We start from the raw sequence: 19,041 nt of genomic DNA, 5'->3' as shown, positions 1-19,041 counted from the left end.
GCAGCCCGAACGGTTTGCCTCTGAAGGAATCCAAATGAAGTACACGATGAAGCTAGGGCTTAGCCTCACCATCGTCCTAGCGGCCGGCGCCGCAGGTATGGCGACGGTGTGGCTCAATGTTGATGCCGAGGTAGGTCCGACGCCGCCCGCCATCACGACGAGCGAGACCGTCACGGTGTCCCGTCAGGACATCACGTCCGTCGTCTCCCTGGACGCGTCGGTCGTCGCGAACGCCGAGTATCTGGTCACGGCACCGAAAGCCGGGATCGTCTCCCACGTCTTCGATCCCGCGTCCGCCGGTCCCGCACCGAGGCTTCCCACGGTTCATCCCCATTGGACAAGTCTGAGTCCCGACGAGCCGACGCCGACGCCCTCCGGAGACCCCACGGCTCCGCCTGATGATCCGGAAGATCCCGGCGAGACCGAGGAACCGGAAAAGCCGGACAAGACTGAGAAAGCCGATATCGGCCCGGTGCCAGTCACCGCGAAGCTGGTACTCGCCCGGGTCGCGGACAAGAACGTGCCCGTCCCCGTCGACGGGGTCTTCACGGAATGGCTTGTCCCGCATGGCACGAAGGTCGCCAAGGGTGTTCCGATCGCGCGGCTGACGTACACCGGTTTCGCGCTGGTCGGACAGCTGCCCGCCGCCGATACGTATCGGCTGCTCAGCGGGAAGCTCTCCGCGACCGCCGCGGTCACCGACGGTCCGGCGGGCTTCGACTGTCGCCTGCTGCAGGCACCGTCCACCGCTCCTGCGGATTCCGAGAAGCCCACCCCGCAGGTCGTCTGCGCCGTTGACGACGAGGTGCGGCTGTTCCCCGACCTGGCCGGAATCATCGCGATCCATAGTGGTCAGGTCGAGGACGTGCTCGCCCTACCCGTCACCGCCATATCCGGGACCGCCGATGTCGGCGAGGTGACCGTCGTCAACGATGACGGCTCGACCGAGGTCCGCGAGGTGAAACTCGGAGCGACGGACGGGACCGTCGTCGAGATCGTCGACGGCCTCACCGAGGGCGATGTCGTGTCCGCGTCTCCCCCGCCCCTGGTGCGATGACGAGCGCGCTGCGCGCCGACGGACTGCGCAAGTCGGTTCGGCTTCCCGATGGTTCGACGCTGCCGATTCTGCGCGGAGTCGATCTGAGCGTCGATACGAACGAATGCGTCGCGGTCATCGGTCGTTCCGGCAGCGGAAAATCGACGCTGCTGACGATGCTCGGCTTGCTGGCACGGCCCGACGAAGGTTCGCTGGCGATCTCGGACACCGACACCACGGCTCTCTCCGACGCCGAGCGTTCTCGACTCCGCAATGTCCATCTCGGATTCATCTTCCAGAACTATTCACTGCTGCCGCATCTGACGGCCGCCGAGAACGTGGAACTCCCCCTGATGCAGGGCAGTCGCGTCGGCAAGCGGGCCGCGCGGGCCGCTGTCGCGACATCCCTTGCAGCAGTGGGCCTGGGTGATCGACAGGACGCCCGTCCGCGCCAGCTGTCCGGCGGGGAACAACAGCGCGTCGCGATCGCGCGGGCGCTCGTTCGATCGCCTCGCCTCATCCTCGCGGACGAGCCGACTGGCGCGCTCGACGAGGAGACCGCCGAAACAGTCCTAGATATCCTACAAAGGACTGTGCGCGATCGCGGCACGACACTCCTGCTCGTCACGCACGACTCACGCATCGCCGCCCGCGCCGATCGCGTCCTGACACTCGAACATGGACGAATACGTGACGGGAGTTCCGAATGAGACTGCTGCGTGAGGCGTTTCGCGACCTGCGGGCCAACCGTGGGCGGTCGCTCCTGGCCGCAGGGAGCCTGTTCGTGGCGTTGATCGCGCTCGTCGCCGTCGCGACCGTGGGCACCGTCATCAAGGACGTGTTCATGGTCCAGCAGGAGCAACTGTTCGGACGCCTGCCCGTCCGGCAGGCGAACTTCGAGTGGGGACAGTTGTCGGCGGATCGATTGGAGACGATGCTGACGGAGTTCGAGTCGTCCATCTCGGACACCGGTGGCCGGTGGATGTTCGTCGGGTCCATCGACGCGACGGTGGCGCCGGTCAACGCGGAGGGAACGATCGGCGAGCGCTCCGCTGTCGGTTTCTCCCTGGCCGCCGGCGACCTGGACCGGATTCGCCGCCTGCCGGTCCTCGACGGGGAGTGGATCGAGCTGAACAACGTTCGATACCCCGGCGGGCTCGTCGTGAACCAGGCCGCGTCGGAAATGCTCGGCGGCGTCGGCTCCAGGGTGTCGGTGACCTTCACGGTGCCCGACATGGATCCACGGCGGCGACCCTTCGACCAGCGGGTCGCGACCGTCATCAGCGACGGTTCGCCTGAGCCGCATGTGTACCAGTCATTGTCGTTCGCCGCCCACCTGGATCCCACGATCCTGGCCGACGTCTCCCCAACGTTGTCCGTCCACTATCCCGGCGGGGCCTCCGGCGACATCGACGCGACGATCAACGCGATCGCGGATCGCCTCGGCGTACCGACCGACAACCGCAGCATCTCCACACCGGGCGGTATCGAGTCGATGCTGTCCTTCTTGGACGTCATGCGGTTGGCGTTCGGCGGTGTTTCCGCGGTGACGCTGTTCGTGTCCGTCATCGGCCTGTTGAACATCGGATTGGCGACGCTCCGGGAGCGCATCCGGGAGCTGAGCCTGCGTCGGGCGGTCGGGGCCACTCGGCTGCGAGTGTTCGGGCTCGTGCTGAGCAGCACCGTGATCCTCAGCCTGGGAACGGCGGTTGTGGCGATCACGGCGGCCTGGCTCGGTGTCGAGTGGTATGTCCCGACCCTCATCGATCCGGCGTCCACAGTGGAGGCTCCCGGCTTTCCGCTGCCCGCGGCGCTTCTCGGCGGCGGGTGCGCCCTGTTGGCGGGCGTCGCGGGCGGGTTGATCCCGGCGATCGCGGCGGCTCGTGTGGACATGGTTCAGGTGTTGCGCGAATGAATCGGCCGGCGACCATTGTTTCCTACTGAATCAGTAGGATATAGTCGCGACGTGACCGCGAGACAACGCACCGATAAGCCGACGCGCGCCGCGCCGCGTCCGGTGCGGCGCAGGCACATCGACTACCAACGCACCTCCTCGGCCATCTGTCGGGCGACGCCGCCCCACCGAGCCCACCCCGACTCCACCGAGGACACCTCATGCTTCCGCACAGACCCACCCTCCACAACGAACCATCGGTCGCGCAGCTCAGCCTCACGTTGACACTGCCCGAATCCGGCGACGCGCTCGCCGAGCGCATCAACCACGTCCTACGGGAACTCGGCCGCGCCGTCGGCGACGCCGGAACCGTCACGATGATCCCCACGCCGATAGAGTCCATCGTGGATGACGCTCGTCAGGTACCGCCCGCGAGGCTGCGCCTGCACACCCGTTCCCGATTGGCCACACTAGACGGCGACCCGCTTCCACTCTCCCGCGTCGAGTACAACCTCCTGAACTTCCTCGCCAAACATCCCGGCGAGGTCTTCGGCCGGAACCGTCTACTGCGTTCGGTGTGGGGGTCGACCTACGACGGCGGCGTCCGCACGGTCGACGTGCACATACGACGCCTGCGGGTCAAGCTCGCCAAGTGCGGACCGCTCGTGACGACCGTGCGCGGCGTCGGATACCGCTATGACGGGAACGACCGCACCGAGCTGCTCGACCGCGTCTATCAGCCGGGAATCGCCTGATCCGGAGCATGGGCGCGCTCACTGTCGGCGACGGTGGGCGCGTCCTCGCCGACCGCTCCCATACGATCGGCCTTCGACCCATCCCGACCGAAGCGAGGCAGCCGTGACGCGAAGAGACCCGATCGCCATCGTCGGCGGTGGCTTCGCCGGGACGAGCCTCCTCCGGCACCTCATCGACCACACCGACCACGAGGTCGTCCTCATCGACCCCCTGGAACGGCCCGGCGCCGGCCCCGCCTACCGGACCACCGACGAGCGGCACCTGCTCAACTCGCGGGCGTCCGCAATGAGCGTCGACGCGTGCGACCCGGGTCATTTCGTGTCCTGGCTCGGCGCTCGTGGCGGCTACAGCGGCGACTTCGCGCCGCGCAAGTGGTACGGCGAATACCTGTGCGAGGCCCTGGAGCAGACGCTGGACCGCGCCGACGGACGCGTCCGGGTCCGCACGGCCTCAGTCACGGACGTGGTGCCGGGCGCCGAGGCCGTCCGCGTGTCGCTCGACGACGGGTCCTCCGTGATCGCCTCGCACGCGGTGCTCACCCTGGGCAACTCGGCCTCCGCCGGGCCCACGGGACCGGACCACGATCGGTACGTCCGCGACCCTTGGCGAAGCGGCGTGCTCGACGGGCTCACGACGCCGGGCCGGGTGCTGCTGATCGGCACCGGACTGACCGCCGTCGACGTCGCGATCAGCCTCGCCGATCGCGCCGAGACCGTCACGGCCGTCTCCGGGCACGGCCTGCTTCCCCTACGGCACAGCGCTACGGTCGGTGTTCCGACCACGAAGTTGCCGCCGGTTCCGACGACGTTGCGGGCGGCCGTTCGCGCCGTGCGGGAATGGACCGCCGCCCCGCACGACTGGCGGGAGGTCATGGACGTCCTGCGCCACCACGCCAACGACGCGTGGGTCTCCTGGTCCGACCAGGATAGACAGTCCTTTATCGAGCATTACGCGCGCTGGTGGGAGGTCCACCGGCATCGCATGGCGCCGCGCGTGGCGGCCACGATCGCCGCGCTGCGGGCCGACGGGCGGCTGTCCGTGCGGGCCGATCGCGTGCGAGCGGTGACCGAGAACGGCCCCGCTCTCACCGTCGACTTCGCCTCCGGCGCGAGCGTGGACGCCGACACGGTCGTCAACTGCACCGGCCCGTCCCGACTGCCTCGTGGCGCCAACCCGCTCGTGCGTCGGCTGCTCGCCGACGGACGGGTCCGGGTCGACTCCCACGGGCTCGGCCTGGACGTCGCGCCGTGCGCGGGCGCCGTCGACGCCACCGGACGCCGACACGAGCGCCTGAGCGTGCTTGGCGCGCTCCGACGCGGCGCGCTGTGGGAGACCACGGCGGTCCCCGAGATCCGCGCCCAGGCGTACGACCTCGCGTCGCGGTTCGCGACCTGAGAACGGCGGCGAGGCGGCCCCGCACCGGTCCGCCGTCAGCCGACTGCGAACCGGTGCCCCCCGGGTTCGTTAACGGATCGCGATTTCCAGGGCGATCTCGACCATGTCGGCGAACGAGCTCTGTCGCTCCTCCGCGGACACGTGCTCATCGGTCACGAGATTGTCGCTGATGGTGACGAGCGCGAGCGCCCGTGCGCCGAACTTGGCGGCGACGGTGTAGAGCTCGGCCGCCTCCATCTCGACGGCGAGGACGCCGTACTCGGCGAGTTTCTTGTACAGGCCGGGCGGGTCGCCGTAGAACACGTCGCCGGACAGGACCGGTCCGACGTGGATCTTCTTGTTCTGTTCGTTGGCGATGTCCACGGCGTTGCGGAGCAGGTCGAAGTTCGCGACGGGCGCGTATTCGACGAGGTTGTTGAACCGCATGCGGTTCAGGTTGGATTCGCTCGTCGCGCCGCTGGCGGCGACGACCTCGCGAAGGTTCAGCTTGTCGGTCAGTGCCCCCGCGCTGCCGACCCGGATAAGCGTCTTGACGCCGTAGCTTTCGAGCAACTCGTGGCTGTAGATCGACAGGGAGGGCATGCCCATGCCGGAGCCTTGCACCGAGAGCCGTTGGCCGCGGAACATTCCGGTGAACCCGTACATGTTCCGCACCGAGGAGTAGCAGACCGGGTCGGTCAGGTACGTCTCGGCAATCCACTTAGCACGGAGTGGGTCTCCGGGCATCAAAACGGTCTCGGCGATGTCGCCATTCTCGGCGGAGATGTGAGCAGTCACGCCGCTGATCATCGCATGCGTTGTCACGCATCCAAGCACCTCACCCGAGCGGCCGATATCGGACCGTCACCAACACTCCCATGACACGGATACGGACCGTACCGGCGAATCGCGTGCCTGGAGGCGACGAGAACGCACGTCAGGGCACGTATGTCCACAGTAAAACGCGAGGCCTTGGGACGCGCGCCGCTACGCCCGAGACGAGGCGCGATCAACCGTCACGACCGACCGTGATATTGCCGACAAGGTTTCTTGCCGATGACCCTCGGTCCCCGCGACGACGCCCGCGAGCCAGTTTCCGAACAGTCCGTGTCCGGATTCCGACAGGACGGCCTCCGGATGGAACTGGACGCCCTCGATCGGCAGCCGCCGGTGGCGCAGCCCCATGACGAGACCGGTCTCCTCCCGCGCGGTGACCGCGAGCGGCCCGAAGTCGCCCTCGTCGACGACGAGCGAGTGGTACCGGGTCACCGTCAACGGCTGCGGCAGGCCACTGAAGACGCCACGGCCGTCGTGCCGGACCCGAGCGGTCTCGCCGTGACAGGGTTGCGGCGCGCGGACCACGGGGACGCCGTAGTGCTGCGCGATGACCTGATGACCAAGGCACACACCGAGAATCGGGACGCGGCCCGCGAAGCGGTCGATGAGCCGGTGGCAGGCCTCGGCCTCGTCGGGAGCCCCCGGCCCGGGGGACAACAGCACCGCGTCCGGGGCGGCCACACCGTCGACGTCGATCGTCTCGGCGCGACGCACGTCGACGTCGGCACCCAGCGAGGCGAGATAATCCACAATGGTGTAGACGAAGGAGTCGCGACAGTCCGCGACGAGTACGCGCGGCACGTCAGTCGCCTTGTTCCCCGTCACCGGGGTCGACCGCGCCCTCGCTCGGCGATTCCTCCAGCTCGTAGTCGTCCGGGTCGTAGGACGGCACGCGACCGGGGTCCTCCCCGGGCTCGTCCTCCGTCTCGCCGACGGTGCCGTTGTTGAACGGCATCAACGGGTCCAGGGCCGGGAACGCGAAGTACCACAGCAACGCGACGACGCCGCCGAGCAGCACGAGCGAGCCGACGATCTTGCCGGGCACCCCGAACGGCAGCTTCCGCCAGATCCACGAGTACATCTAGCCCACCGCCTCGGGCGGCAGGGAGTCGCCGCGTTCGCGCGTATCGGACAGTTCTCCGTACACAATGTACCGTTCGTAGTTGTCCCACCAGGGGTAACAGGTGGTGAGGGTCAGATGGCGGTCGTCCTCGCCCGGTTCGACGCCCGGCTGATTCGGAACGGGCGCGACCACCCCGATGTTCGTCGGCTTGACGATCTCGTTGCCGGTGATCTCGTAGATGTAGAAGGTCGTCTTCGTCTCGACGACGATGAGATCGCCCGGCTGGAGAACGTCGATGTGCCGGAAGATCGCCGGGACGTTGTGCCCGGCGACGGCGAAGTTGCCCTGACCGCCGGGCATCACCGAGTCCTCGTAGTGACCGGGGGCCGTCTCGATGTCGGCCAGCTCGGTGCCCTCGACGATCGTCCACGGCTCCGGGCGGATCTGCGGCATGTACAACCGGGCCACGGCGTCGCCGGGCACCGCCGACAACGTCGGATCGTCCTCGTCCTCCGCCCAGGAGTCCTCGAGCTCCTGATCGAGTTCGTCCTGGGCGTTGGTGATCTCGGCGGTCTTGCCCCAGATCTGGTAGGCGGCGAACAGCAACACGACCATGCCGAAGGTGACGAAGAGTTCCGCGAACACGCGGACCGTCGTGCGGGTCTTACCCGTCACGGGGGGCGAGTCGTCACGGTGGCGGCGGATCGCGCGCTTGCGCCGCCGCTGCGGGATGTCCTCGGACGGCGCGTCGTCGAAGTGCTGGGGAATGCGCGGCAGCAGAGTCGTCTCGTCGGGGCCGGGGATGAGTGACATCGGGTCGGAGTTCGACGCCGGGGGTTCCTGCACCGGTTCCGGTTGCGGCCTCGGACGGCCATGCCCCCCGCCCGGAACGGACGCGCGCCCGCGCGGTGGCGGATCCTCGTCGTCCCATCGACGATAACGGTCACTCATCTGGGCACCTTCGCATCGTTCATCTCCACTTGCCCGTCGAAGGCGGGCATCGAGATATCACTGTCGCCGGTCATCGAATATCCCAATCCGAACGCCTCCGCCGCCGAACGGAAAGCGCGAACACCGCGTGAGGCGTCCAATGCGTTCGACATCGCTTCATTGTTCCCTATCGCCGCTATCACGAACGGCGGCGAATACACCCTGCCGTGCAGCAGCAGCGTGTTCCCGACGCAGCGGACGGCGGTGGTGCTGACGACACGAACTCCCATGATCGTCATGGCCTCCGCGCCGCCGGCCCACAGCGCGTTGACGACGGCCTGGACGTCCTGCTGGTGCACGACCACGTCATCGACCGTCGCCCCGGCGGGAAGTTGGTCGCCCTGCCGGGGAGCGTCGTCGAGACTGACGACCACACCGGGTCCCCGCACCGGCACCAGGCCCGCCGCGTACATGTACAACTGCGCGCGATCGAGCTCGGCGGCCACCTCGTCGTCACCGGCTGCGGCCTCGGCGAGCGCGTCGACCTCGTCGCGCAGCCGCGCCGCGCGGTCCTCCAGCCGAACGACCTCGTCGTCACGCTGGGGAATGAGCTCCCGCAACCGGACGTCCTCGTCGGTGCGCAGGGTCGTCCCGTCGGCGGCGGTCGCGGTGACCGTGAACAGGACGCCCGCGGCCGCGATCATCGCCAGAGCGGCCGCCGACCAGCGCCGATCTCGGTCCGGTCGAGTGCCGGGACGGAGCGCGCGAAGCGTCGTCCGCGCCGCGTACACAAGGTCACGATGCCGCGACGACGGCGGCCGATCCCCTGCTGGCGAAGCGGAAGGACGGCGGTCAGCACTCACCGATCACCCTCCTTACCGGCACACTCACCAACCGAGTGTGAGCCTTCGCGACGTGAGCGGGTAATCTGCGTCATGCTGCATACCCCGCCCCGCACAAGATTAGCCGTCGGACTGGGCCTTTCCGGGTGGCGAACGTCGGCGAGCCGCACTCTCGCGGTCGCCGCCGGTTACGCTGTCGGTCCGGCCAGTCCCTCATCAGGAGTTCATCGATGCCCAAGTCGCGCGTTCGGAAGAAGAAGGTCTACACGGCTCCCGCCGAGCTGCGCCCGAAGACCCCGCAGTCCAGCTCACATCCCAGTCCCACCTGGGTGCCCGTGCTGGCCGTGGTGCTCATCGTGCTCGGCATCGGATGGCTCGTCACGTACTACCTCACCAGCGGCGAGTACCCCGTGCTGGCGTGGGGTTACTGGAACCTCGGCATCGGCTTCGCCGGTCTCGTCGCGAGCCTGCTCGTCCTGTCGCGCTGGCGATAGGGCACTAGACCACGAACAGGCCGTCACCGTCGCGGGGTGCCCGCGCGAGGTGACGGCCGTCATCGTGCGGTCAGGAGAACGAGAGGGCCTCGAAGATCGTCGCGTTGGCCATGCCCCCGCCTTCGCACATCGTCTGTAGCCCGAAACGAATACCGTTGGCGCGCATGTGATGCAGCAAGGTCGTCGTCAGTCGGGCCCCGGTCGCGCCGAGGGGATGGCCGAGGGCGATCGCTCCGCCGAGCGGGTTGAGCAGGTTCGGGTTCGCTCCGGTCTCCGCGAGCCATGAGAGCGGGACGGGTGCGAAGGCCTCGTTGACCTCGAACGCGCCGATGTCGTCGATCGTCAACCCCGCCCGATCGAGCGCCCGCTGCGTGGCGGGGATCGGTCCGGTCAGCATCATCACGGGATCACTGCCGACCACGACGGCGGTGTGGATCCGGGCCCACGGGGTCAGGCCGAGCGCGGCGGCCTTCTGCGCGGACATGACGAGGACGGCGGCGGCGCCGTCGGAGATCTGCGAGGCCGACCCGGCGGTGACGACGCCCTCCGCGTCGAACGGGGCGCGAAGCTGACCGAGCTTCTCGAGGCTGGTGTCGCGCCGGACGCCCTCATCGGTCGCGAAGTCGCCGACGGGCGCGATCTCGGCGGTGAAGGCGCCCGCGTCCTGAGCGGCGGCGGCCTTCGCGTGCGACTCGAACGCGTAGGCGTCCAGGGTCGCGCGATCGAAGCCCCACTTCTTCGCCATCAGCTCCGCGCCGACGCCCTGGTTGAACGGAATCGGCAGGCTCGCGTCGAAGCCCGGGGCGTCCGCGTAGCGACGACGCACCAGGTCGCCGTACGGGTGGCCGAGGCCTTGGCCGACCGAGGATCCCATGGGGGTGCGGCTCATGACCTCGACGCCGCCCGCCACAACGATCTCGGCGTGCTCGGCGATGACGGCGGCGGCCGCGTTGTGCAGCGCCTGCTGGCTGGAACCGCACTGCCGGTCGATCGTGCTGCCCGGCACGTGTTCGGGCCAACCGGCCGCCAACACCGCGTTGCGGGCGATGTTCCACGACTGCTCCCCCACCTGGGAGACGCAACCGAACTGGACGTCCTCGATCAGAGCCGGGTCGACACCGGTCCGCTCGGTGAGGGCCGTCAGCGCCAAGGCGGCGAGATCGACGGGATGGGTTTCGGCCAGGGCGCCGTTTCGGCGGCCCACGGGGGTGCGCACGGCACCTACGATCACAGCATCACGCATGTACTCCACAGTAACTTTTCTCCGCCGGCCGCGATCACGTTGCCCGGGTCCGGTCGACGATCACCCCGCCTCGACCCCTGACGACGTCCGTGAGCCGACGCGGGCCGTCGATCACGGGACGGTGAGCGGACAGACGAAGCTGCTGCGTGACGACCCGACGCGGACGGTGGCACACTGGCATCGTGGAACCCCGAGCGCTGCAATGGCGCGTACCCCGGCACATCATCACCGCGAAGATCGCCGCGACGGCGATCTTCGCGCTCGTCGCGCTGTGGTACGCCGACGACAGCGCGCGCTTCCTCGTCGCGGCGTTCGCGGCGATCATCCTCGCGTCCTACGCCCTGCGCGACCTGATCAACCCGGTCCGGCTCACCGCAGACGCCGACGGCGTGCGCGTCTCCCGAGGTTTCTTCGGCGAGCGGCGACTCGCGTGGGGCGAGATCAGCCGCATCCGGGTCGACGAGCGGCGGCGGCTCGCCGGAACGTCGGTTCTCCTGGAGATCGACATCGACACGACGTTGTTCCTGTTCAGCAAGAGCGAGATCGGCGAGGACCCCGCCGAGGCCGCGGCCACCCTCAACGAGCTTCGGCAGGAGACCACCAGCGCTCCGTGATCCGCCCGCGCCTCAAACGGGCGTGCCGTCATTCCGCTTGGTTGGGCAAATGTCGGAATCAGGCGTGTTTTCGCAATTTGCCCAACCAAGCGGAACTTTTGCCCAACCAAGCGGAGGGTATGGCTTGGCCGGCGGCGCTCAGAACCGCAGGAACGTGCCCAGGATGCGGCCCAGTGGTTCCGGTTCCGTCGTCGATCCTCCGTAGGCGTGGCGGTCTGGGGAACTGTCCGCCGCGTGGCGAAGTCTGTCGAGGAGCAGCGAGGCGCGCTCGGCGTCGATGATCGGCGCGGACGCTTCGACGTCGAGGGGCGAAAGACGAAAGCCGCTCTCCTCGACGTCGAGGGGCGAGAGACCAAAGCCGCTCTCGTCGACGTCGACCGATGGACGGCGGAAGCCGCGCTCGTCGACATCCGTCGAAGGGAAGCGGAAGCGGCTCTCGACGATGCAAACGGCTGCCCGGTCGCGCGAGTACGGGGCGCGGTCGTCGGTGAGGGGTGCGGCCGGGGAGCGACGGTGTGGTCGCGTACTGACTGTCATGGTGCGACTGTGTCATCCGCCTCTGACACGACATCCGTATCGAACAGCCCACCCTATGGAAGTCCATAATGGGATCGGCGGACGTTGTGGGCGCCGCTTTCGCCGCGCGGGGAACGATTCCGACAAATTGATACAGATTCACGATCATTTGGGTTGGCCGGAACGGTTTTCTTGGGCCACAATGGTTCGCGTGTGGAAGCCGGATACGCCCGATGACCGACTGACCGCCTCAGCACCCCGCGAGGAATACCAGGCAGAGACGGAGCGGCATCTCACCGCCGCCGCCACCGTACTCAATGGAATGAGTGACGCCAGTTTGGACGATTATCGGCACCACCTCGCCGCGGCCGAACTGTCCGCCGCCTTCGCCGCCCTCGTCGAGGCCGGACACGAGCGAGAACTGCCGATGGTGTTCTGGAAGCATCTCGACGCCGCGGCCCAGCGTCTCGGCCTTTACGCCGCCGCGCTTCACGAGCCGCGACTGACGGCCGCCGACGTCTGCCGTCGACACCTCGCGCCCAGCGGCGCTTCCCACGCGTAGCACCGGAGCCGCCCGCTCCCAGGCTCCGGGCTCGACGGCGCATCAAGCGCCACACGCGACGCCGACTACACCAGACACAATGGATTGTCGCGGGGCGAATCCGACGAATCGGATGCGATAGCGACACTCGGCGTCGAAGATGCACTTCATGAAGGCATATCGACTCACCGCTCCGAAGACCGCCGAGATCGTCGACATCGAGATGCCTCGGCCCGGCCCCGGGGAGGTCCTGCTCAAGGTCACCGGTGCGGGCGTCTGCCACTCCGACCTGCACATCCTGCACGACGAGACCTGGCCGCTCGTCCCCATGACGATCGGACACGAGGTCAGCGGAGAGGTGGCCGAACTCGGCGACGGGGTGAGCGGTTGGAGCTCCGGGGACCAGGTCCTCGTCTACCTCTGCTGGGGCTGCGGAATGTGCCGGACCTGCGCGTCGGGGCTTGAGAACGCCTGCGAGAAGTACGGCCGGTCGATCGTCCCCGGTCCCGGCCTGGGCTTCCAGGGCTGCATGGCCGAGTACGTCGTCGCGCCAGCCCGGTTCCTCGTCCCGCTCGGCAGTCTCGACCCGGTCGACGCCGCCCCCCTCACCGACGCCGGACTGACGCCGTACCACGCGATCCGGATCGCGTCCGACCTCCTCGTCCCGACCGCGACCGCCGTCGTCATCGGTGTCGGCGGGCTCGGCCACATGGCGGTGCAGATCCTCACGGCGATGTACGGCTCGCGTCTCATCGCCGTCGACCTGGACACGAGCAAGCTCGAACACGCAGCGAGCCTCGGCGCGGACGAGACGATCGTCTCCGACTCCCACGCCGCCGACGCGATCCTCGACCTCACCCACGGCCGAGGCGCCCAGGTCGTCCTCGACTTCGTCGGCGCGGAGCCGACGGTGAAACTCGCCGCCGACGTCATCTCCCCGTACGGACGCATCGTGACCGTCGGCCTCGCGGGCGGCACCCTGCCGTTCGCCGCGACCGCGCCGCCGATCGGGCTCCCGTGGGGGGCGGGAGTCGTGAAACCGTACGGCGGAACCCGCGCCGACCTGCACGACGTGATCGCGCTCGCCCAGCGGGGTGCGATCTCCGTGACCGTCGAGCGGCACCCGCTCGACGACGCGGCGTCCGTGTTCGCCCGGTTGGAGGCCGGCCAGGTCACCGGCCGCGCCGTACTCGTTCCCTGACGACCGTGGACCGACCATCGACGTCATCCGAGCCCGCGGCCCCCGACACCGGACCGACGGGCCACCTCGTCGACGGCCTCGGCCCGGCTCCGGTCGCGAACGGTCCGGGGCCACAGCACGTCCACGGAAATTTCGAGTCGGAGCCGGTGCGCCGCAGTCGTTCCCGTAGTCGGAGCGCCTCGGTGTCGTCGGCCCGTGAACCGAAAGCCCCGACGCGACCGACCTCTCGGGATTACCGTTTGACCATGTATCGCACGCGTCACGACGCCGCCGTCCGGCGCTTGGCGGCGAGCCTGCGCGGCATGCCCGCCGACATTCCGGTTCGCCTGGCCAAGCCGGGCTCCAACCTGTTCCGTTTCGGCGGTCGTGACCGGCGGCCGGGGCTGCCCGTCGACGGCCTCGACACGGTCCTGTCGATCGACGTCGACGCCCGCACCGCCGAGGTCGGCGGCCTGATCACGTACGAGCGCCTGGTCGCGGCGACACTGCCGCACGAACTCATGCCGACCGTCGTCCCACAGCTGAAGACGATCACGCTCGGTGGGGCGGTCGCCGGTCTCGGCATCGAGTCGACGTCGTTCCGCGCCGGCATGCCGCACGAGGCGGTGCGGGAGATGGACGTCCTGACCGGGTCCGGCGACGTCGTCACCGTGTGCCCCGGCGACGACCTGTTCGAGTGCTTCCCGAACTCGTACGGCACCCTCGGCTACGCCGTCCGCCTGGTCATCGAGCTCGCTCCGACCATGCCGACGGTCGCGCTCCGCCACGTCCGCTACGTGACCGGGCGGGAGCTCTTCGACGGTCTCGCCGAACACGTCGACGACCCCGAGGTCGACTTCTGCGACGGCGTGTCCTTCACCCCGTGCGAGTCCTATGTGACACTCGGGCGGTTCACGATCGAGCCGGGCCCCACCAGCGACTACACCGGACAGTCCATCTACTACCGCTCGATTCGGCGTCGAGACACCGACCGCCTCACCGTCGCCGACTACCTGTGGCGGTGGGACACCGACTGGTTCTGGTGCTCCGCCGCGTTCGGCGTCCAGAACCGCCACCTGCGTCGTTTCTGGCCGGTGCCGCTACGCCGCTCCGATGTATACAGAAGACTCGTCGCACTCGATCGACGGATCGGGCTGAGCCGCCGGATCGCGCGGGCTCGGGGCCAACGCCGCGAGGCCGTCATCCAGGACGTCGAGATCCCGCTCGCCGAATCGGCGTCCTTCCTCGACGCCTTCAGCCGGCACATTCCCATCCGTCCGGTGTGGATCTGCCCGCTCCGGTCGACGACGGCGACGACGCCGCCGTTGTACCCGCTCACCTCCGGGACCTACGTCAACTTCGGATTCTGGGCGACCGTCGGTCTCGCCGACGGTCAGGCCGACGACCATCACAACCGACTCGTCGAGCAGCTCGTCATCGATCACGGTGGCCACAAGTCCCTCTACTCGACAGTCCACTACGACCGTTCACAGTTCTGGCGCGACTACGACGAATCCGCGTACCGACAGGTGAAGAAGCGCTACGACCCAACCGGGCGGCTGCCCGATCTCTTCGACAAAGTGGTGGGAGACAATGCGACTCGCTGATGTGTTCACAACCGTGCTGGGCGATGAGCCTCCGGTCGGTTTCAAGGCCTACGACGGATCGAGTGTGGAGGCGGCCGGGGCGCCGGTCCTCGAGATACGCTCGCCCGACGCGCTGAACTACCTCGCCACGACCCGCAGAACCGAACTCGGGCTGGCGAGGGCCTACGTGACGGGCGCCGTCGACGTCATCGGCGACCTGTACTCGGCGATGCGTTCACTGTGGAACATTCGCGTGAACGTCTCCGGCGCCGACTCGCTGCGCATCTTCTCCGCGCTCGGCGGGCTACGGCTGCTTCGTCGTCCACCGCTGCCGCAACGCGAGGCGCGGCTGGCGGGGCGCAAGCACTCCAAGGCCCGCGACGCCGCCGCGATCTCGCACCACTACGACGTCGGCAACGACTTCTACGAGCTCGTCCTCGGCGACGCCATGACGTACACGTGCGCCCTCTACGCCGAACCGACGACCTCGCTCGAGGACGCCCAGTACGCCAAGCACGACCTCGTCGCCCGCAAACTCGACCTGCGGCAGGGATCCCGACTGCTCGACGTCGGCTGCGGATGGGGCGGAATGGTCATCCACGCCGCCAAGCACTACGGCACCCGCGCGGTCGGCGTCACCCTTTCTCGAGAGCAGGCCGAGTGGGGCGCGCAGCGCATCAAGGAGGAGAACCTGTCGGAACTCGCCGAGATCCGGCACGTCGACTACCGAGACGTGCGCGAGTGCGACTTCGACGCGGTGTCGTCGATCGGCCTGACCGAACACGTCGGCGTCGAGAATCTCGCGGGCTACTTCCGCTTCCTCTACGGCAAGCTGAAGTCCGGCGGGCGGCTGCTGAACCACTGCATCACCAAGCCCAACGGTTTCGGCCCGCCGATCACACGCGGCGGATTCATCTCGCGGTACGTCTTCCCGGACGGGTCCCTGGCGGCACCGGGCGTCCTCATGTCAGGGATGCACGACGCCGGGTTCGAGGTGTCCCACGAGGAGAACCTGCGGGAGCACTACGCCCTGACTCTCGCGGCCTGGGTGTCCAACTTGGAGAAGAACTGGGATCGGGCGGTGGAACGCGTCGGCATCGAGACCGCGCGCGCGTGGCGGCTGTACCTCGTCGGTTCCCGGCTCGGGTTCGAACACAACGGGATCCAACTGCACCAGATGCTCGGCGTGAAACCCGGCGCGCGAGGCCTGCCCGCGATGCCGTTGCGTCCGACCTGGTGACGAGGGCCGAACCGCTGCCGGAATGGCCGTCGCCACCGCGTCGTAGTGTGGGCGCCGAGTACTTCGCTACGTTGTAGCGAGATACTTATAGTGATATTTCTCGATGACGGAGACGGCCATGACTTCTCAGGTGATCACCTCGCTCCAGGGCGACATGGTCCACGCGCTGGTGACGCTCGACGGCGTATCGGCGACGACCGCCATGAACGCGTGGACCGACCCGGAGCTGCTGAAGCGTTGGTGGGCCGCCGGCCGACTGACGATCGACCCCCGCCCCGGCGGTGTCTACCAGGTCTACTTCGGCATGGGCGACCAGACGATGAACGGAACGATTCGACACTTCGACCCGTCCGGGACGCTCGTGTTCGACTGGGCGTGGGCGCACGAGCCCGACGCCGCTCCGACCGTAGTCACCGTCGACATCACCGACACCGAGACCGGGTGCGTACTGCGGTTGACGCACGGCCCGTACACGGAGCACGACGAGCCCGAGCGCGGCGACATGCTCGAAGGCTGGGCGGCGTTCCTGAAGCGGCTCGCGGCGCTCCTGACAGGAGCCTGACCGTCCCGCCCGACCGACGAGCGACCGGTCCGGGAATCGTTGCGACGCACGCGAATCGGTGGTCACGTCGTGGGCCCGTCGGGCGCAATCGGGACCGTTCGGCCTCCCACCGGCGTACGCTGACGGCGTTCGCGTCCACCGCATTCCGGGAGGCAACCACATGCGTGGCACCGAAACCGACCCGCTGCCGAGTCCGAGCGCCTGGGTCGCCGATCAGGCTCGCCTCTACGAGGAGTCCGACGGCGCCAAGGGAACGACGATGCACGGGGCACCGTGCCTGCTCCTCGATCATCAGGGCCGCACCAGCGGCGACTGGCATCGCACCGTCCTCATCTACGGCCGCGACGGCGACGACTTCCTGATCGTCGCGTCGAACGGAGGGGCCGCCGCCGACCCTGCGTGGTACCGCAACCTCGTGGCGAATCCGCGGGTGCGGCTTCGCGTCGGGGCCCGCCGGTTCACGGCCGTCGCCGAGACACTGTCGCCCGACGAGAAACGCCGCGTGTGGCCGCACCTCGTCGAAGTCTTCGCGCCGTACGCGGAATACGAGCGCAAGACCGAACGCGACATCCCCGTCATTCGGTTGCGCGAGTCCGAGTGAGCCCACGGGCCCGGCCGCAGAGGGCCTCCGGCCGTCGGAAGCCGGAAGTCCCCGAGAATCCGGTCACCATGCCGGGGGTGACGGTGGTCGCGGCCGGTAGGGTCGAGCCGCTATGAGCACCGTCGATACCGGCTCCACCATCCGCACGTTCTACCCGCGACGCGGACGCGTCAGTCAGCGCCACGAAACCGCCGTCGAGCGGCTGTACCCGAGACTCGGCGTGACACTGCGTCCCGGTGAGTCGCTCGACCACGCCGCCGTGTTCGGACGGGTCGCGCCGCTGGTCGTCGAGATCGGCACCGGCATGGGCGACACGACCGTCGACATGGCCGCGGCCGACCCGGACCGCGACTATCTCGGGATCGAGGTCCATCTGGCGGGCATCGGGAACCTGCTCGATCGCGCCGACCGCGAAGGCGTGTCGAACCTGCGGATCTTCGACGGCGACGCGTTGACCCTGTTCGCCGATCACCTGGCCGACGTCGAGGTCGACACGATCCACCTGTTCTTCCCCGACCCGTGGCCGAAGGTCCGCCACCGCAAGCGACGGATGATCCGGCCCGACCGGCTCGCGGTCCTGCGTTCCCGGCTCCGAGTGGGTGGGACACTGTGGTGCGCCACGGACTGGGCGGACTACGCCGAGGTCATGCTGGCGACCTTGACGGCCGACCCGGGCCTGGAGAACCGGTACGACGGGTACGCGCCGCGCCCGGACGAACGGCCCGTCACCAAGTTCGAACAACGCGGCGTCGACGCTGGTCGCGTCATCCGGGATCTCATCTTCACCCGCGTCGCCTGAATCGATCCGCCCCTCGATCGACCTTGTGAGGCCCGATGCTCCGTCCACCCGACCTCGCCCAAGTGCTCCGCGTCCTGCTCGCGCTGCCGTTCGGCTGCGCCGCATGGTTCCTGTCCTACGTGTACGCGCGGGACGAGAGCCAGATCGTCTGGGAGTGCGACGTGTCGGCGTGCGGCACCGACGACTGGCGCGCGATGGCCCTCATCGGCGGTATCGCCGCCGCCGTGGCGTCCGGTGTCCTCGCCTTCGTCCTGACGCAACACGCCACGGTCGGGCTGGCGATGGCGCTGGTCGCGAGTGCGCTGGCCGCCGGTTGGAACGCCTCGGTCCTCGATCACGGTGTCGATCGCGGCGACGTCGACGCCTGGATCATCGCCGCGACGGCGATCGCGGCGATCGGAGCCGTCGCGNCGCTGCTCGGGGCACTGCACACCGCCAAACGGACCGCGCTCGTCCCTCGACTGTTCCTCGGGCACGTCGCCGTCCCCGCCCGCGCCTACCCCGCCCCGGCCGGATCCGACGCGCGGACGTCGATGCTCGCCTTCGTCGACCACAATGGCCGACGGCGGGACGTTGCCGTCGAACTGCCGCCGGAGCATCGGAATCGGCCGCTGCTTGCGGTCTACGACAAACGCACCCCGTCCGCGGCCGAACGACCCCGCGTCGCCGTGCCGCGGCTGATGGCGACGGAGAGCGCGCGCACGGCGAGTCTGGCGAAACTCCGGTCCGCGATGCGGATCGAGACCGATCGACGGGCGTCGACCGCTTCTCCCCGCCAGGGCAGGGACGGAACGGTCGTCGGCGAACTGGAACGCCTGGCGGCCTTGCATTCCGACGGCTCCCTCACGGACGAGGAGTTCGCGGCGGCGAAACATCGACTGCTCGGCCTGTGACCGGTGCGCCGAAGCACCTTTGCCGAACCTCGTCCCGCCG

Annotated in this window: 22 protein-coding genes; 15 read left to right on the top strand and 7 right to left on the bottom strand. The window is 68.6% G+C overall.

Going from position 1 to position 19,041, the window contains the following annotated elements; all coding sequences use genetic code 11:
* Positions 1–34 precede the first annotated feature (34 nt).
* The 5 genes from ACM9NP_RS13735 to ACM9NP_RS13715 all read left to right on the top strand — a co-directional run bounded on the left by ACM9NP_RS13735 (position 35) and on the right by ACM9NP_RS13715 (position 5,081).
* Positions 35–1,057 carry an efflux RND transporter periplasmic adaptor subunit gene (locus ACM9NP_RS13735; RefSeq protein WP_415647065.1) on the top strand — a complete coding sequence of 341 codons (1,023 nt, stop codon included), beginning with the start codon at positions 35–37 and terminating at the stop codon, positions 1,055–1,057.
* Positions 1,054–1,746: an ABC transporter ATP-binding protein gene (locus tag ACM9NP_RS13730; RefSeq protein WP_415647064.1), complete on the top strand. Its 693-nt coding sequence runs from the start codon at positions 1,054–1,056 to the stop codon at positions 1,744–1,746. Before ACM9NP_RS13735 ends, ACM9NP_RS13730 begins: the two co-directional genes overlap by 4 nt.
* Positions 1,743–2,951 (top strand): ABC transporter permease, encoded by a 1,209-nt coding sequence (locus tag ACM9NP_RS13725; RefSeq protein ID WP_415647063.1) that lies wholly within the window; start codon positions 1,743–1,745, stop codon positions 2,949–2,951. The genes ACM9NP_RS13730 and ACM9NP_RS13725 overlap by 4 nt, the downstream gene beginning before the upstream one ends.
* A 200-nt stretch (positions 2,952–3,151) precedes the next feature.
* Positions 3,152–3,685 (top strand): winged helix-turn-helix domain-containing protein, encoded by a 534-nt coding sequence (locus tag ACM9NP_RS13720; RefSeq protein WP_415647062.1) that lies wholly within the window; start codon positions 3,152–3,154, stop codon positions 3,683–3,685.
* 103 nt (positions 3,686–3,788) lie between these two features.
* A complete protein-coding gene (locus tag ACM9NP_RS13715; RefSeq protein ID WP_415647061.1) occupies positions 3,789–5,081 on the top strand; it encodes an FAD/NAD(P)-binding protein in 1,293 nt (430 codons plus the stop codon).
* A gap of 69 nt (positions 5,082–5,150) precedes the next feature.
* Here the strand turns inward: ACM9NP_RS13715 and deoD are convergent, their stop codons facing one another.
* The 5 genes from deoD to ACM9NP_RS13690 all read right to left on the bottom strand — a co-directional run bounded on the left by deoD (position 5,151) and on the right by ACM9NP_RS13690 (position 8,753).
* Positions 5,151–5,858, bottom strand: a complete 708-nt coding sequence (gene deoD / locus ACM9NP_RS13710; RefSeq protein ID WP_415647060.1) for a purine-nucleoside phosphorylase — start codon at positions 5,856–5,858, stop codon at positions 5,151–5,153.
* A 189-nt stretch (positions 5,859–6,047) separates the two neighbouring features.
* The gene (locus ACM9NP_RS13705; protein WP_415647059.1) at positions 6,048–6,698 is read right to left on the bottom strand and encodes an anthranilate synthase component II; all 651 of its coding nucleotides are present in this window, start codon (positions 6,696–6,698) and stop codon (positions 6,048–6,050) included.
* Position 6,699: 1 nt separating this feature from the next.
* Positions 6,700–6,978, bottom strand: coding sequence for a hypothetical protein (locus ACM9NP_RS13700; protein WP_415647058.1), 279 nt, complete (start codon positions 6,976–6,978; stop codon positions 6,700–6,702).
* Positions 6,979–7,911, bottom strand: a complete 933-nt coding sequence (locus tag ACM9NP_RS13695) for a class E sortase (RefSeq protein WP_415647057.1) — start codon at positions 7,909–7,911, stop codon at positions 6,979–6,981.
* Entirely contained in the window at positions 7,908–8,753 is an 846-nt protein-coding gene (locus ACM9NP_RS13690) for a DUF881 domain-containing protein (RefSeq protein ID WP_415647056.1), read from the bottom strand. The genes ACM9NP_RS13695 and ACM9NP_RS13690 overlap by 4 nt, the downstream gene beginning before the upstream one ends.
* A gap of 209 nt (positions 8,754–8,962) precedes the next feature.
* Between ACM9NP_RS13690 and ACM9NP_RS13685 the strand changes: the two genes are divergently transcribed.
* Positions 8,963–9,226, top strand: coding sequence for a cell division protein CrgA (locus ACM9NP_RS13685; RefSeq protein WP_415647055.1), 264 nt, complete (start codon positions 8,963–8,965; stop codon positions 9,224–9,226).
* A 70-nt stretch (positions 9,227–9,296) separates the two neighbouring features.
* Here ACM9NP_RS13685 and ACM9NP_RS13680 read toward each other — a convergent pair whose 3' ends face one another.
* Entirely contained in the window at positions 9,297–10,469 is a 1,173-nt protein-coding gene (locus tag ACM9NP_RS13680; protein WP_415647054.1) for an acetyl-CoA C-acyltransferase, read from the bottom strand.
* A 182-nt stretch (positions 10,470–10,651) separates the two neighbouring features.
* On the opposite strand from ACM9NP_RS13680, the gene ACM9NP_RS13675 reads away from it, so the two are divergent.
* On the top strand, positions 10,652–11,083 hold the full coding sequence (locus ACM9NP_RS13675) for a PH domain-containing protein (protein WP_415647053.1): 432 nt from the start codon (positions 10,652–10,654) through the stop codon (positions 11,081–11,083).
* A 138-nt stretch (positions 11,084–11,221) separates the two neighbouring features.
* Here ACM9NP_RS13675 and ACM9NP_RS13670 read toward each other — a convergent pair whose 3' ends face one another.
* Positions 11,222–11,620 (bottom strand): hypothetical protein, encoded by a 399-nt coding sequence (locus ACM9NP_RS13670; protein WP_415647052.1) that lies wholly within the window; start codon positions 11,618–11,620, stop codon positions 11,222–11,224.
* Between the two features lie 190 nt (positions 11,621–11,810).
* On the opposite strand from ACM9NP_RS13670, the gene ACM9NP_RS13665 reads away from it, so the two are divergent.
* The 8 genes from ACM9NP_RS13665 to ACM9NP_RS13630 all read left to right on the top strand — a co-directional run bounded on the left by ACM9NP_RS13665 (position 11,811) and on the right by ACM9NP_RS13630 (position 19,001).
* The gene (locus ACM9NP_RS13665) at positions 11,811–12,161 is read left to right on the top strand and encodes a hypothetical protein (RefSeq protein WP_415647051.1); all 351 of its coding nucleotides are present in this window, start codon (positions 11,811–11,813) and stop codon (positions 12,159–12,161) included.
* A 148-nt stretch (positions 12,162–12,309) separates the two neighbouring features.
* Positions 12,310–13,341 (top strand): NAD(P)-dependent alcohol dehydrogenase, encoded by a 1,032-nt coding sequence (locus tag ACM9NP_RS13660; protein ID WP_415647050.1) that lies wholly within the window; start codon positions 12,310–12,312, stop codon positions 13,339–13,341.
* 245 nt (positions 13,342–13,586) lie between these two features.
* Complete coding sequence (locus ACM9NP_RS13655) at positions 13,587–14,927, top strand: FAD-binding protein (RefSeq protein ID WP_415647049.1); 1,341 nt, start codon at positions 13,587–13,589, stop codon at positions 14,925–14,927.
* Positions 14,914–16,146 (top strand): class I SAM-dependent methyltransferase, encoded by a 1,233-nt coding sequence (locus tag ACM9NP_RS13650; RefSeq protein ID WP_415647048.1) that lies wholly within the window; start codon positions 14,914–14,916, stop codon positions 16,144–16,146. Before ACM9NP_RS13655 ends, ACM9NP_RS13650 begins: the two co-directional genes overlap by 14 nt.
* A gap of 118 nt (positions 16,147–16,264) precedes the next feature.
* Positions 16,265–16,708 carry an SRPBCC family protein gene (locus tag ACM9NP_RS13645; RefSeq protein ID WP_415647047.1) on the top strand — a complete coding sequence of 148 codons (444 nt, stop codon included), beginning with the start codon at positions 16,265–16,267 and terminating at the stop codon, positions 16,706–16,708.
* Between the two features lie 160 nt (positions 16,709–16,868).
* Positions 16,869–17,309, top strand: a complete 441-nt coding sequence (locus ACM9NP_RS13640; protein WP_415647046.1) for a nitroreductase family deazaflavin-dependent oxidoreductase — start codon at positions 16,869–16,871, stop codon at positions 17,307–17,309.
* 112 nt (positions 17,310–17,421) lie between these two features.
* Positions 17,422–18,108, top strand: coding sequence for a tRNA (guanosine(46)-N7)-methyltransferase TrmB (gene trmB / locus ACM9NP_RS13635; protein WP_415647045.1), 687 nt, complete (start codon positions 17,422–17,424; stop codon positions 18,106–18,108).
* A gap of 533 nt (positions 18,109–18,641) precedes the next feature.
* Positions 18,642–19,001: an SHOCT domain-containing protein gene (locus ACM9NP_RS13630; RefSeq protein ID WP_415647107.1), complete on the top strand. Its 360-nt coding sequence runs from the start codon at positions 18,642–18,644 to the stop codon at positions 18,999–19,001.
* The last annotated feature ends 40 nt before the right edge of the window (positions 19,002–19,041 follow it).

Origin of the sequence: Stackebrandtia soli (genome assembly GCF_965137155.1) — a bacterium.
Classification (GTDB): domain Bacteria; phylum Actinomycetota; class Actinomycetes; order Mycobacteriales; family Micromonosporaceae; genus Stackebrandtia; species Stackebrandtia soli.
The sequence above is the reverse complement of the archived record's forward strand: the minus strand, read 5'-3'. Positions and strand labels throughout refer to the sequence as shown.